Below are 14,107 nucleotides of genomic sequence, written 5' to 3'. Positions count from 1 at the left end.
CAGGTTGATTCCTCTCATAAAGAATACATGACAATTGTCATATCGATGTCATGACGCATCATACTGTTTCCTAAGTTTTCCAAGGAATACAATGTAAATATAAGAAACAGCGGGGGTGGAGAGATGGAAAAGATTATTGAAGTAAATGATGTTTCTAAAACATTTAAACATAAAAACGCAGTAAATAATGTTTCATTTCATGTAAATAAAGGGGAAATAGTAGCGTTGCTTGGTCCGAATGGTGCGGGGAAAACAACGACGATGTCAATGATGCTTGGATTAAAGGAACCAACGGAAGGTAAGGTCTCTATATTTGGAAAGAGTCCAAAGCATAGAGATGTTCGTAATAGCCTCGGTGCAATGCTGCAAGAAGTAAGTGTCATTGATAGTATTACGGTGGAAGAGGCAATTGAGTTATTCCGTAGTTATTATACGAATCCTATAGAGAAAGAAACGTTACTGCAGTTATCAAATTTAGAATCAGAGCGAAAGCAAAGATGTGAGAAATTATCAGGTGGGCAAAAAAGAAGGTTAAACTTTGCGCTTGCACTTGCGGGAAATCCGGATTTGTTATTTTTAGATGAGCCGACAGTCGGAATGGATATTACGTCTCGAAGAACGTTTTGGGAAACGATTCGAAAGTTAGCAAGTGAAGGGAAAACGATTATTTTAACGACGCATTATTTAGAAGAAGCAGATGCTTTAGCAAATCGTATCTTATTATTTGCGAACGGAAAGATTATCGCAGATGGTACACCAGACGAAATGAAAGCAACGATTTCGAGAAAAACAATCACATTTTACTCAAAGGAAAGCATTCCTACAAAATTACTAAAGGAATTACCAAAAGTAATAGAAGTAAAGTCAAACGAAGGACGCTTCATTTTAACAACGGAGGATACGGATGCAACTTTAAAAGCCATTTATCAAAGGAGTTTACCTGTAACAGATGTTTCAGTTGAACGTGGAAGTCTTGATGAGGCATTTGAACAATTCGTTGCAAATCAGAAGGAGGAAATCGCATGAGAGCGTTATGGATGCAGTGCAAAATAGAAATTTTACGTACATTCCGCAATAAATTATTTATCTTTTTCTCATTATTAATGCCTGTTATGTTTTACTACATTTTCACAAATGTTGTTCAAGTACCACAAAACGGAGATGCGTGGAAAGCACATTATTTAATTTCGATGGCAACTTTCAGTATTGTAGGGACTGCACTCTTTAGTTTCGGTGTAAGACTTTCTCAGGAAAAAGGGCAAGGATGGACACATCTTCTAAAAATTACACCGCTTCCAGAGGGAGCATATTTAACAGCAAAAATTATCGCTCAAACAGTAGTAAATGCTTTTTCAATATTGGTTATCTTTATTGCAGGGATACTAATTAATCATGTTGAGTTAACGGTAGGGCAATGGATTGGTGCGGGGTTATGGTTATTGTTAGGGGTAACACCATTTTTAGCGTTAGGAACAGTAATAGGTTCCATTAAAAAGGCGGACGCAGCTGCTGGCTTAGCAAATATTTTAAATATGAGTTTAGCCATAGTTGGCGGGTTATGGATGCCGATTGAAGTATTCCCCAAAATATTAAGAACGATTGGTGAATGGACACCAACATACCATTTCGGAAGTGGTGCGTGGGATATTGTAGCTGGAAAATCAATTGGATGGGAAAATATCGCGGTATTAGGAGGTTATTTCCTTATATTTGTTGTAGTATCAATATATATAAGAAAAAGACAGGAAGCGGTATAAATGATAGAGAAGAAGAGGATTGAGATTTTTCCGAAACATATGGGATTCTTTCCGTACATGTGGTTTGTTTATCTATTATTTCCAATTTATCACTTAGCACAAGCATCAGGATGGAAGCTTGTGCTAGGGAGTGGTATGTTGATACTCTTTATTATCACATACCGTCAGCTTTATTTTGTTCAGAAGACGTTTATTTTATGGGCATGCATTCAAATGATACTCATCTTTTTATTTGCTTTATTTTATAATCCTTTTATGATATTTTTTGGCTTTTTCACAGCAAGTGCGATGGGATTTGCGCCAAATAAGAAAGTATTTCGAGTGCTGTTATGCTCGTTAGTTATAATGCTTGGAGCATTTTTATTTGTAAATATGAATCAACTAACACCAACAAGTTTAGTAAATATCGTCCCGATGTTTATTTTAATGCTTCTTACGCCATTTGGTATGCGTAATTTTAATCAGAAAAAGATGTTAAGAAATCAATTAGATGAGGCGAACGAGCAAATTAAAGACTTAGTAAAACGTGAAGAACGGCAGCGGATTGCAAGAGATCTTCATGACACATTAGGGCATACGTTATCTCTTATTACTTTGAAAAGCCAGCTTGTAGAGAAGTTAATCGTAAAAAATCCAGAGCGTGCAAGTGCGGAAGCGAAGGAAATTACACAAACGTCTCGTACAGCCTTAAAACAGCTGAGAGAATTAATTTCTGATATGCGTATGATTACGGTAGAAGAAGAGCTAGAGCAAATAAAAGCGATCTTACAAGCAGCTAATATTAAATTAGAAGTGAGGCAAGAAGCAAGATCGAGCTCGTTATCACCAATTGAACAAAATATTGTCGGGATGTGTTTACGTGAGGCCGTTACAAATGTTGTAAAACATAGTAAGGCGACGCGGTGCGCAGTTTCTGTATTAGAATCGCAAGGTGAGCTGATTTTGAAAGTAGAAGATAACGGAATCGGTTTAACAGATCAAAATCATGATGGAAATGGTATTCGCGGCATGAAAGAACGAATTGCTCTTATTGATGGATTTGTTGAACTAGGTACAATCAATCCAGGGACGTTGTTAACAGTAAAAGTTCCAGTTGTTATTAGAACAGGAAAAGATGAGGTGAGGGCATGATCCGAATTATTATTGCAGAAGATCAGCGGATGCTTCGTGGTGCGTTAGGGGCTCTGCTTGATCTAGAAGATGATATCGAGGTAATTGGACAAGCGGCAAACGGGGAAGAGGCGCTAAAATTAATTGAATCGTTAAAACCGGATATAAGTATCATGGATATTGAAATGCCGATTCAAAGTGGATTAGATGTTGCTGAAGCGTTAAAGAAAGAAAAATCATCATGCAAAGTAATGATTTTAACAACATTTGCACGGCCGGGATATTTTGAAAGAGCAATGAAAGCTGGTGTGCACGGCTATTTATTAAAGGATAGCCCAAGTGAAGATTTAGCTGCAGCAATTCGTAATGTAATGAAGGGGAAACGAGAGGTCTCCCAAGATTTAATGTTTGGCTTATGGCAGGAGCAAAATCCGTTGTCAGATCGCGAAAAGGAAGTATTGTTGCTTGCGAAAGAAGGAAAGACAGCAAACGAAATTGCGAAGGCACTTTATCTTTCACCGGGTACAGTACGTAATTATATTTCTGAAGTATTAGCGAAGCTTGATGCGAAAAATAGAATTGAAGCAATTACAATTGCGGAAGAAAAGGGATGGATATGAAAAGAAGTTTACCTATGATTGGTAAACTTCTTTTTTTATTATTGTACCGCTATTACTTTATTTATTTTTTGTAACGGTTTGTAACCGTGTGCTTCAAATGCCTTTGCAAATTCATTTGATACGGCAGTGCCATATAAATCTTTTGCAGCTTGTACGATGTGAGATTGAAGTGATTCAAAGTCTTCAGCGGAAGTTGCATAATTTTGCAATGCACGCATAACAACTTTACTGACTTTTTCATTGCCTTGTTTTTGGACAGCAATACCGTTATATGTTTTACCTTCAGCTAATTGATATAATACGTGACTGATAATACCAGAATTCACGTGTGATTCTTGATTATTACCATCGTTATAGAAATCTTGTAAATTTGTATATAGTTTATGACCGCCGTCACCAATTTCCCTTGGGATATCACGAATTGTTAGGCCACCTAATGTATCGCCCATAATCCAGTTTCCTTTATCTTTCTTTACGTAATATTCGATTTGTGTACCCCAGAAATCCGCTAATCCCTCGTTTAGTGCAGATGTTTCAGCACTTGGATATCTCACGACTTTATTTTTCGTCGTGCCACTAAATACAGCATGTCCAAATTCATGAGCTGTTACATCAAGAGCGGATGTTAGTTTTCCGTCTAAACCATCACCAAATACCATTTGGTTCCAAGCGGGATGCCAAAATGCATTTACATAGTCTTCTTTTACACCATCACTAACTTCAGTAGAATCAAAACCGTGTACACTAGCAACAACTTTTGAATCTTTATTGTCGTAACTTTTTAGATTATGTTCTTTCTTAAAGTAATCGTAAATATCACTCATGTTCTTCATAGCGCCCGCGGCTTCTTTATCTGCAAAACTAGGAGTACTACTTGAAATTAGTGTCCCTGGATAACCAGCTTGACTATATCCCCCGAGGGAATCAGCGTAGTTTGCATTATAAATATAAATACCATTTCCGCGTGATAAATCCGCTAAATAAAATTTTCCATCAGTTCCTTTGGCAATATTGAAAGAGATGTTTTCTTGAAGTGCATTTTTCCCAGTTCCTTGCTCACTTGCAGGGGATAATCTAGGTGATGTTACTTGATTTATAGTCTTATTCTCTTTGTTTTTAATGAATTTTTCTTGAAAAAGTACTTCGCCAGTTTTTAAATCAACGATAGCATTGCCGTTTATAATTTGTTCATTGTTTTCATAAGTAAATGTAATAACAGTTGCGAATGTATAATAGCCATCTTTTTTCTTATAAACAACGGTTTCGTTAGAGAATTCTGTCTCAACTGCATCACTTGGAATTTGAACTATATCGCGTAATTTAGATTTTACTTCATTTTTCGACAAAAAATTTGTTATAGTAAGATTAGGTTGTTGATTTAAATTTTGAACAACTTTACCACTAACAGTTGTGATTACTCCATTTTTATCTACTTTTACAATGAGATCTTGGCCATATACTTTATAGTTTTTATATGTTTGTGCAAGGCGAACTTCGGTTTGATTTTCTTTGGTTTCTTTATTTGTAGGTTGGAAATCTACATTTTTTTCAGTAGTGACTTGTTCTTGTTGAGCTTTCGCCCCATTTACCTCACCTTTTAAATACTTTTTAGCAATATTTTCTTTCGTATCATTTTGAGGTTGTGTTAATTTCCCGATTGTTAAACCAGGCTGAGCAATTTCAACTTTGACTACACTTTTGTCTAATTCTTGAGCATGAATAGCTTCTGTTGATAAAGGGCAAAGAAGACCGAATGTAACGAAAGCACTAGCAAGTTTTCTATAATTCATCTATAACACTCCTAATCTATTATTGTATGTGAGATGAATTGTATGAAAAATTTGCCGAATTTTATATATATTATGCATTATTTCATATCAAAAATTGTCGAATTCACATTATTGTAGTGGTATGACAACTTAACAAATTAGATTGTTATAATGGGATGGTGAGTAAGTATGCACGCAGAGAAATTAGGAAGTGAAATTAAGAAAATTAGAGTGTTGAGAGGATTAACACAAAAACAGTTATCCGAGAACATATGTCATCAATCGGAAGTGAGCAGAATTGAATCGGGTGCGGTATACCCAAGTATGGATATATTGCAAGGTATTGCAGCAAAGTTACAAGTTCCCATTATTCATTTTTATGAGGTACTCATTTATTCCGATATTGAGAGGAAAAAGCAGTTAAAAGATCAAATCATTATGCTTTGTAAGCAAAAGAAATATAAAGAAATTTATAATAAAGTATGGAATGAGTTGAAAAAGGAAGAATATCATCCTGAGTTTCAGCAATTTCTTCAATGGCAATATCATGTAGCAGCGTATGTATTGAAGAAAATTGATTATGAATATTGTATTTTAGAATTAAAAAAATTGTTAAATCAACAATTAACTGGGATTGATGTGTACCAAAATCTTTATATAGAGAATGCAATTGCAAATATTTATGCTGAAAATGGTTATTTTAAGAAAGGTATGGAGTTATTTGAAGGTATATTAAAGCAATTAGAGGCATTACCTGAAAATAAAGAGTTTGATGTGAAGGTAAGACATAATTATGCGAAAACATTATACTTAGATAATCAATATGAAGAGGCTCTTTATCAAATAAATAAAGCTATTGAAATATCTTGTCGAATTAATAGTATGGCATTGATTGGGCAACTATACTATCAAAAAGGTGAATGCTTAGAAAAGCTAGGCTATGATGAGACAGAGAGTGAAGAGGCTTATGAAAAAGCTTATTTCTTTTTTGATATATTAGAAATGCATACGTATAAAGAAAAATTTATGAAAAAAATGAAGAAATAAAATAACGCAAAAACTAAATATGCATAATTGCATAATATATGGATAAATTTTCATGATATATTAAAAGAAAAAATGTGGGTGATGGAATATGAAGAAACTACTTATCGGTAGTCTATTAACGTTAGCAATGACATGGGGTATTTCATTAGCGGATACAGCTTTAGAGAAAAGCAAAGTAATTTCTCATGATAATCAAGAGGTACAATTAGCTTCAGATATGCCTTTTGAGTTTTAAAAAAACAACCGTCTTACTTAGACGGTTGTTTTTTTATGGAGTAACATCCAAACATCTTTACTAGAAACAGGTTTGCTAATAAAGAATCCTTGAATGTGATCACAATTTTGTTTATGTAAAAATTCCCATTCTTCTTCCGTTTCTACACCTTCTGCAATCACTTTTAAATTTAGTTCTTTTGATAGTGTAATAATGGAAGAGACAATTGCTTCTTCTAAAGGGCTAGTTGTAATTCCACAAATAAACTCTCGAGCGATTTTTAATGTGTTGATTGGATATTTTGTTAAATAAGCTAAAGAACTATAACCAGTTCCAAAGTCGTCGATTGAAATTTGAATACCGAGATTTTGAAGTTGTTCTAGTTTTGCAACTACAGATTGATTTTGATTAATCGCGATGCTTTCCGTAATTTCAATATCTAGTGCTTCTGGTTTTAGTTCTGTTTCTTCCAACACCTTTGAAATAGTTGGGATTAAATCTGCATGGTTAAATTGAACAACAGATAAATTTACACCAACTTTTAAGTGAGAAAAACCTTGATTATGCCATCTTTTTGCCTCTAAACAGGCAGTACGTAAAATCCAATTGCCAAGTTCAATAATAAAACCAGTTTCCTCTGCTAGAGGGATAAATTGGGCAGGAGATACGATACCGAGTTTTGGATGCTTCCAACGTATTAATGCTTCAAAACCGATAATTTGTTTTGTTTTTGTGCTTACTTGTGGTTGGTATTCAAGGAAAAATTCATTTTGTTGTAATGCTTTTGAAAGTTCACCTTCTAAGAATTGAATTTCATTTTGAGCGATACTCATTTCTTTTGAGAAGAAAACAAATCTGTTTTTTCCATTTGCTTTCGCACGGTACATAGCCATATCAGCATTTTTCATTAATTCATTTACATCAGTTCCATAATCAGGGTACATCGCAATTCCGATACTTGGTGTAATAGAGAGTTCTTCGCCTTGAATGAAGAATGGTTTGTTTAAAATAGTTAAAATCTGTTCAGCTATAAAAATTGCACTTTTTTCTGAGTACATTTCTGGTAATAGAATTGTAAACTCATCTCCACCTTGGCGAGCGACGATATCTTTTGAACGCAAGCAACCGCGTAATCTTTTTGCTACTTCAATTAATAATAAATCTCCGACGTCATGACCAAGTCTATCGTTAATTTTTTTAAATCGATCTAAATCAAGGAATATGACGGCGACATCATTTGCGTTAGTTTGAGCTGTATTTAAAATGGCTTTTAAATCTTTTTCGAACTTTCGGCGATTTGGTAATCCAGTAAGTGCATCGTGAAAGGCTAAATGCTCTACTTGTTTTTGTTTTTCGTATAAAGTGGTAATATCACGCGCTATCCCAAACATTCCGACCACTTCTTTGTTTATAAAAGTAGGGATAAGTGTAATATGAAGATAATAATAATAGCCTTCTTGTTCTTTTGTACGAACTTCTAACGTTTGTGGCCTACCTTCCTTTGTAATTTGTAAAGCCTTCTTTAGTAGTTCGTGGTCTTTTGAATCAATGAAGTGTACCAGAGAATAGCTTGCCACTTCGCAATAATAGGCAGTAAATAAGCTTTCGCAAGCCTTATTAGATTGTTGAAAAATGCCATTCATATTTAAAGAGAAAACGGCATCGGGATGATCTTCGAATAAAGATTTATAGCGTTGTTCACTTTTTGATAATGCAAATGCACCTTCTTCAACTTCGTCCTCTAGTTGTGTAGTCAACTGTTCGTATGTAAGGATTAGTGCTTGATTATCTTTCCACATGTAAAGTTGCCGCAAGAATAACAAAATAAGTGATAATACGAGACCAATTAACATAAATTTATCATCCCAAGGTTGAATGATAATAAAGGAAAAAGTAATAATTATACTAAAATAAGGTAGTATAAAACGTACATAATCGAATCGATAATATTTTGCTTTCGTTTCATGTTGCATTGGTTTATCCAAGATATATAGTATGGAAGAAAGTCCAATTAATAAAATAGAAGCAGTGTGTATTAAATAATTAAATTCAGGAGAAGTTTTCATCCCAAAATTTAATTGAAACAGATGAATGTAACCGTATACGAGTATAATAGTGAAACCGATAATTAATGCGATTCTACTAGAAGAATATTGTTCTCTTCTATATAGACTAATAACGGCGTAAATTACTAATGATTGTGCAATAAAATAGCCAATTAAAATCCAAGTTTCCTTTGTTAGCATACGGAAGCTTGAAAGGTCCAAGATAAAAGTTAAAGTGAAATAAATGTTCATAATAACAATAAATATGCTATCGAATGAAAATTGAGCAAGACCCTTAATAGAGTAAATTTTTATAAACTTTATAGCAAATCCAACAAAGAGTAAAACATATTGTATGATAAAAAAAGGTAATGCTTTATATGAGAATATAACTTGCTTATGAATAGAAAGTGAAGAAAGAAATAAAGTTATCTCCATAGCTAACCCGCATAGACAAGTACATAATAATAAAATCCAAAATAATTTATCACCAGGCGTCATTTTTCTAATCGCTTTACATAAGCAATAGCAAGAAAAAAGTGCAGCGAAACAGAATAAGAAAAGAATCCCGATTTCTTTTATATTCGACTCACTTGGTATAAGGAATATCCAAAGAGCAAATATAAATATGTATATTATGACAGATTGTATATACTTTTTTTGATTAATCATATTATGACTCCGTTTCAATAAAGTTGAATCTCGGGGAGAAAATGCTAATTTAAATAATAGCATATAAAATAGAATATTTTTTACTATAAAAATTACTTTTTTGAAAAAATGGTGCAAAGTTACAATTTACCACTGTAACATTGCACCACTTATTCTTTTAATTCCTCTTATAGCAGAAAGTTCATCTATTAATTGGAATAGTGCTAAGTCTTTTTGTTTACTTTCAATCATAATATCGAAATTATGATTATTTTTTTTTGCAATGTGTAAGAAAGGCTTAATAAACTCTAAATCGATATATTCAGCATGAGCCCTAAATTCTTTTTCCGATCTCGGGGAGGAAATGTGAACTTTAGGAGAGATATTTGTATGTGACCAAGTTTCAAAAATTGCAGGAAGCAACTCTTCTAGTGGTTCCTCGCAAAGGTTGGCCATATGATGATGATAATCAAATACAAATGGAATATTTTCTTTTTGGCAAATTGATAAAGTTTCAGCGGTTGTATAGGTTTTATCATCATTTTCAAGAGTCATTTGTTTTTTTATATGTGTAGGAAGTTTTTTTATGTTTTCATGGAAGCGCTCAATTGCCTTTTCTTTATTTCCATAGGCTCCACCTACATGAATATTAATGTAAGAAGAATCTGCAATGCCTATAGCATCCAATATTTTATAATGGTAAGTCATATCCGTAATAGCGTTAGTAGTAATATGTGGCTTGTCGCTTGTAAATAGCGTAAATTGATTTGGATGAAAACTTATTCGTAAATTGTGTTCTTTAATTAAAGCCCCTATTTTATGCCAAAGTGGTGTGAATAACCCAATATAGTCAAACTCGACTTCGGGATGTGTTGCAAGTGGGACGATGGAAGACGATAGGCGATATAGTGGGATTTCATGTGCTATATTGTAATGAAGGATACGTATTGTGTGCTCTAAATTTTGCCTTATAACATGGTACAGTTTGTCTTCTCGTTCTTGCTTGCTAAGTTTCTTAAAGCTTGTAAACGTCATTGTTTTGGCAGGAGAACAGTCCCAGAGTGCCATTGCATGTGAGACATATCCAAACCGTATAATCATATGAGATACACCTCTTTTATTCATTGTCTTTCCTATAAAAAGAAAGCAAGCATTGTTCCAATCCATTCCTTTCCTCTATCGATAAGAGAAGGCGGGTTTACATCGCTATAGGAAAGTACGGATGCATTCTCTAGATCTTCATGAAATTTATTTTTTACTGTTTGAATGAAATGTTTATTATATAACAGGCAGTTTATTTCATGATTAATATATAAACTTCTCATATCAAAGTTTGCCGTTCCGATATCACAAATATCATCATCCACTATAATAATTTTGGCGTGAAAAAACCCTTGTTGAAATGCATAAATATTGCAACCAGCCTGTATTAATTTTCGGCAGTACGGGAATTTTGCTTCTCGAACGAGAGGGTGATCAGCTTTTTCTGGAACAAGAATTGTGATTTGAACCCCTCTTTCTCTTGCTTTTAATAAGGCATTCATAATTTTTTTTCCAGGAATGAAATATGGCGTACCGATACAGATTTCTTTTTTTGCTCCGTTAATTAAATGTAAAAAAGTATGCTGTAAATAAGCACCATCAGTCGGAATAAATTGATGCAGGATGGTACCTGGTTGTTGTTTTGGAAAATAAAGAGAAGCATCCAATAAATTCTGTTTCGTATCATCAAACCAATCATGCAAAAATTGCTTTTGTAAATCTTGAACCCCTTCTCCTGTAAGACGTAAATGATAGTCTCGCCATAATCCTAAGTGTTCATTATGCCCTAGATACTCTTCGCCAATATTAAATCCCCCGATATAGCCGGTTTTCCCATCAATCACTGTAATTTTTCTATGATTTCTTTGATTGGCAGAAAAGAAAGGAAGAGGAAATTTTACCTTATGACAAAATGAAAAAGATACACCATGTTTTTGCAGGGAGCGAATAGCTTCGTTTGATAAAGAATGGCTGCCAAATCGATCAAGTAAAAGTCGTACTTCAATTCCTTCCTGAGCCTTATCAATCAACAATTTTAAAAATTCACGACTGATTTTATCGTTTTTTACAATGAAGAATAAAATATGAATGTGGTGCTGTGCTTGTTTTATGTCAGTAAATAAAGCGTCATATAAATCTTTCCCGTATGTATAAAGGCGAAAATCACTTTGACGTAAAGGGAAAGTGCGAGAGCTTACCCGTTTTAAATGAAGAAGTCTCCCGTATGAAAGGTCAATTGTAATCCAAAGAGCAACGGATATTAACAAAAGAGATAAGTAGAGCATCAGTGAATTCCCTCCTTCGCATTCTTTTCACCTTCAGTGTGTTACAAATGATACGGGTAGCACGGTTGTTATTATAAAGTTCATCAGAGGATAGTATGTTGCATTGATGAAAGTTGCACTTTATCCCGCTTTAAAGGGCAGTAAGCCTCACACCTCAAAAACTGTTGAATAAGTAGAAGTTAGTTTGGAAATCAACTGCCCGTAAAAGCCCGATTGGTTCAACTAATAATCAGCGGGGGAAGAACCGCCCCTACTGATTAAAGTTTCACTTTATAGTTTCACCGAAATAAACAGCTTTATGAAAAAATGTGTTGTTCTATAACAAAAAACTGTTGACTGAATGCTCACTCATTATATAATGGGGATAGGGGATATAATTCAGAAAATTATATATTTTTGAAGATTCAAAAAGAAAGAGGGCTTACAAAGAGAGGGGTAGCATAAAAATGAATAGCTTACTGATTATTAATTGGCTGGCTGCCATTGCTGTTATTGCTTATGCAGGATATTTGTTTGTATATCTTATACGGACGAGAATGGCCTACATACAATTAGGAAAAAAAATTGAGTTTGACCGTCGTTTTAAAGAGCGTTGGGATCTCCTTAAGGTCAATGTTTTCGGTCAGAAAAAGCTGCTGAAAGATAAGAAAAGCGGCATCATTCACGTTATGTTCTTTTACGGATTTATTCTTGTCCAATTTGGAGCAATTGACTTCGTTTGGAAAGGACTCGCACCAGGATCACATCTTCCACTTGGACCACTATACCCTGCATTTACATTCTTCCAGGAAATTGTCACACTTGTTATTTTAATTGCAGTATTTTGGGCTTTTCATAGACGTTATGTAGAAAAGCTTGTTCGTTTAAAACGTAACTTCAAATCAGGTCTTGTTCTTATCTTTATCGGTGGTTTAATGATTTCTGTGCTACTTGGTAACGGTATGGGACTTATATGGCATGGCGAGGAGCTTTCATGGAGTGAACCAATTGCTTCTGCAATCGCTTACGTTTTTAGCGGGGTAAATGAAACCGTAGCCATTTCAGTGTTCTATTTTTCTTGGTGGGTGCATTTACTAATTTTGTTAACGTTTTTAGTGTATGTTCCACAATCAAAACATGCGCATTTAATTGCAGGACCAGCTAATGTATTCTTCGGTCGTCTTTCAAACCCAGGGAAGCTTGAAAAGATTGATTTTGAAGATGAAACGCAAGAAACATTTGGTGTTGGTAAAATTGAAGACTTTAGACAAAATCAACTTATTGACTTATACGCTTGTGTAGAGTGTGGCCGTTGTACAAATATGTGTCCGGCAACAGGAACAGGAAAAATGTTATCGCCGATGGACTTAATTTTAAAACTTCGCGATCATTTAACTGATAAAGGAGCTGCGGTAACATCAAAAGCACCGTGGGTTCCAGTAGTTGCCTTCAATAATACACAAGGAAATCAGTTAGCGATGATGGCAGCTGGAAAAGGACAACAAGAATCAGCGTCTACAACGCTCGCTTACGATCCGAGTTTAATCGGAGATGTTATTACAGAAGAAGAGATTTGGGCATGTACAACGTGTCGTAACTGTGAAGATCAATGCCCAGTTATGAATGAGCATGTTGATAAAATTATTGATTTACGTCGATATCTCGTCTTAACTGAAGGGAAAATGGACGCGGAAGCACAACGCGCGATGACAAATATCGAGCGTCAAGGAAATCCGTGGGGGCTGAACCGTAAAGAGCGTGAAACATGGCGCCAAGGTGATGACGAAGTAACAGTTCCAACTGTAAAAGAAAAATCAAAAGCTGGGGAGGAATTCGAGTATTTATTCTGGGTTGGTTCAATGGGATCATACGACAATCGTAGTCAGAAGATTGCGATATCGTTTGCGAAGTTAATGAACGAAGCAGGCATTTCATTCGCAATTCTCGGTAATAAAGAAAAGAATTCTGGAGATACACCACGCCGCCTTGGAAATGAATTTGTATTCCAAGAGATGGCGACAAAGAATATCGAAGAATTTGAAAAGGCAGGAGTGAAGAAAATCGTTACGATTGATCCTCATGCTTATAACACATTTAAAAATGAGTATCCGGACTTTGGCTTGCAAGCAGAAGTCTATCATCATACAGAATTGTTAGCTCAGTGGGTGAAAGAAGGGCGCTTAAAGCCTGTTCACGCTATTGAAGAAACAGTTACGTACCATGATTCCTGTTATTTAGGAAGATACAACGAAGTGTATGAAGCGCCACGTGACATTTTGAAAGCGATTCCTGGAGTGAATCTTGTAGAAATGGCACGTAACCGTGAAACGGGAATGTGCTGTGGCGCAGGTGGTGGCTTAATGTGGATGGAAGAAACAACAGGTTCACGTATTAACGTTGCTCGTACAGAACAAGCATTAGCTGTACAGCCATCCATTATCGGTACAGGTTGTCCATATTGCTTAACGATGATCAGTGATGGAACGAAAGCGAAAGAGGTAGAAGAGAAGGTTCAAACTCTTGATGTGACAGAGATTTTAGAACGATCTGTTATCGGACAGAAAAAAGAAGCGATGTAGTTTGTAAGA

At 34.9% G+C, this 14,107-nt stretch carries 11 protein-coding genes; 7 read left to right on the top strand and 4 right to left on the bottom strand.

The window, feature by feature from the left end; translation table 11 throughout:
- The first annotated feature begins 123 nt into the window (after positions 1 to 123).
- From EBQ15_RS27350 to EBQ15_RS27335, 4 genes are read left to right on the top strand one after another with little or no spacing between them, the layout of a single operon-like run.
- Entirely contained in the window at positions 124 to 1,026 is a 903-nt protein-coding gene (locus tag EBQ15_RS27350) for an ABC transporter ATP-binding protein (RefSeq protein WP_000411113.1), read from the top strand.
- Positions 1,023 to 1,757 carry an ABC transporter permease gene (locus EBQ15_RS27345; RefSeq protein WP_001202427.1) on the top strand — a complete coding sequence of 245 codons (735 nt, stop codon included), beginning with the start codon at positions 1,023 to 1,025 and terminating at the stop codon, positions 1,755 to 1,757. Before EBQ15_RS27350 ends, EBQ15_RS27345 begins: the two co-directional genes overlap by 4 nt.
- Positions 1,758 to 2,888, top strand: a complete 1,131-nt coding sequence (locus EBQ15_RS27340) for a sensor histidine kinase (RefSeq protein ID WP_000570612.1) — start codon at positions 1,758 to 1,760, stop codon at positions 2,886 to 2,888.
- The gene (locus EBQ15_RS27335; RefSeq protein WP_000619244.1) at positions 2,885 to 3,487 is read left to right on the top strand and encodes a response regulator transcription factor; all 603 of its coding nucleotides are present in this window, start codon (positions 2,885 to 2,887) and stop codon (positions 3,485 to 3,487) included. Before EBQ15_RS27340 ends, EBQ15_RS27335 begins: the two co-directional genes overlap by 4 nt.
- A 38-nt stretch (positions 3,488 to 3,525) precedes the next feature.
- On the opposite strand, the gene EBQ15_RS27330 is transcribed toward EBQ15_RS27335, so the two are convergent.
- Positions 3,526 to 5,277, bottom strand: coding sequence for a M4 family metallopeptidase (locus EBQ15_RS27330; RefSeq protein ID WP_001109514.1), 1,752 nt, complete (start codon positions 5,275 to 5,277; stop codon positions 3,526 to 3,528).
- Between the two features lie 168 nt (positions 5,278 to 5,445).
- Here EBQ15_RS27330 and EBQ15_RS27325 point away from each other — a divergent pair, with 168 nt between their 5' ends.
- The gene (locus tag EBQ15_RS27325) at positions 5,446 to 6,303 is read left to right on the top strand and encodes a helix-turn-helix domain-containing protein (RefSeq protein ID WP_000542906.1); all 858 of its coding nucleotides are present in this window, start codon (positions 5,446 to 5,448) and stop codon (positions 6,301 to 6,303) included.
- Positions 6,304 to 6,391: 88 nt separating this feature from the next.
- Positions 6,392 to 6,538 (top strand): quorum-sensing peptide PapR, encoded by a 147-nt coding sequence (locus EBQ15_RS27320; RefSeq protein ID WP_000734743.1) that lies wholly within the window; start codon positions 6,392 to 6,394, stop codon positions 6,536 to 6,538.
- Positions 6,539 to 6,555: 17 nt separating this feature from the next.
- On the opposite strand, the gene EBQ15_RS27315 is transcribed toward EBQ15_RS27320, so the two are convergent.
- The 3 genes from EBQ15_RS27315 to cls form a co-directional block, all read right to left on the bottom strand.
- On the bottom strand, positions 6,556 to 9,234 hold the full coding sequence (locus tag EBQ15_RS27315) for a DUF4084 domain-containing protein (protein WP_000609935.1): 2,679 nt from the start codon (positions 9,232 to 9,234) through the stop codon (positions 6,556 to 6,558).
- 126 nt (positions 9,235 to 9,360) lie between these two features.
- Positions 9,361 to 10,314 (bottom strand): UV DNA damage repair endonuclease UvsE, encoded by a 954-nt coding sequence (uvsE, locus tag EBQ15_RS27310; protein ID WP_016118948.1) that lies wholly within the window; start codon positions 10,312 to 10,314, stop codon positions 9,361 to 9,363.
- A 32-nt stretch (positions 10,315 to 10,346) separates the two neighbouring features.
- Positions 10,347 to 11,540 (bottom strand): cardiolipin synthase, encoded by a 1,194-nt coding sequence (cls, locus tag EBQ15_RS27305; protein ID WP_000966428.1) that lies wholly within the window; start codon positions 11,538 to 11,540, stop codon positions 10,347 to 10,349.
- Between the two features lie 446 nt (positions 11,541 to 11,986).
- On the opposite strand from cls, the gene EBQ15_RS27300 reads away from it, so the two are divergent.
- Positions 11,987 to 14,098, top strand: coding sequence for a (Fe-S)-binding protein (locus EBQ15_RS27300; RefSeq protein ID WP_001086779.1), 2,112 nt, complete (start codon positions 11,987 to 11,989; stop codon positions 14,096 to 14,098).
- Positions 14,099 to 14,107: the final 9 nt, after the last annotated feature.

It is taken from the genome of Bacillus sp. 2D03, from assembly GCF_003946765.1.
In the GTDB taxonomy this organism is placed as follows: Bacteria; Bacillota; Bacilli; order Bacillales; family Bacillaceae_G; genus Bacillus_A; species Bacillus_A cereus.
Note: the sequence above shows the minus strand (reverse complement) of the source record. Positions and strands in the feature narration are given on the sequence as shown.